Source organism: Morganella sp. HMSC11D09, from assembly GCF_001807955.1.
GTDB lineage: Bacteria > Pseudomonadota > Gammaproteobacteria > Enterobacterales > Enterobacteriaceae > Morganella > Morganella morganii.
Genome location: NZ_KV791680.1, coordinates 1,365 through 1,963 on the forward strand (window position 1 = coordinate 1,365; position 599 = coordinate 1,963).

General features: G+C 53.6%; 1 protein-coding gene and 1 pseudogene. Both read left to right on the forward strand.

Annotation, left to right across the window (positions count from 1 at the left end; genetic code table 11):
* Positions 1 to 158, forward strand: a 158-nt coding sequence (locus tag HMPREF3119_RS19740; RefSeq protein WP_246829258.1) for a phage tail protein, incomplete at its 5' end; no start/stop codon positions are given.
* Positions 155 to 599 (forward strand): annotated as a pseudogene (locus HMPREF3119_RS19745) (phage minor tail protein L); the annotation flags it as partial. The gene HMPREF3119_RS19740 and the pseudogene HMPREF3119_RS19745, both read left to right, overlap by 4 nt.

Consider the following 599-nt stretch of genomic DNA (forward strand, 5'->3'; position numbering starts at 1 on the left):
GTCAGTTTATCGACCGTCACGGCGGTATAAAGGCTTTTCAGTGGAAACCTCCGCTTGAGCCGGTCGGTCTGTACCGGTGCGACGAACATAAGCTCACCCCGCTCGGCGGTGACAACTATTCACTTTCTCTCACTTTTACCCAGGCATTTAAACCATGATCACAAACGACTACCAGAAGCTGGAACCGGGTAATGCCGTCCGGCTTTTTGAGGTTGACGGTACCGCGTTCGGTACGCCGGATATTTTGCGGTTCCATGCATACAACATCCCACATACAGAGGCTGAAATTACTGCCGCTGGGGGTTATCCGGAAAAATTACCGGCGAAATCCATCTGGTGGCAGGGAGAGGAGTATCGGGCCTGGCCTGCGCAGATTGAAGGGATAGAGGCATCGACAACCGGATCCGGCGCACAGCCGAAGTTATCGGTGGCAAACCTCGACGGTTCAATCACCGCGCTGTGTCTGGCATACGATGACATGCTGAAGGCGAAAGTCACGATACACGATACCCTGGCGCATTATCTGGACGCAGCAAACTTTCCGGATGGTAACCCGTCGGCAGATCCTGCCCAGGAAAAAGTCTCGGTCTTTTATATCG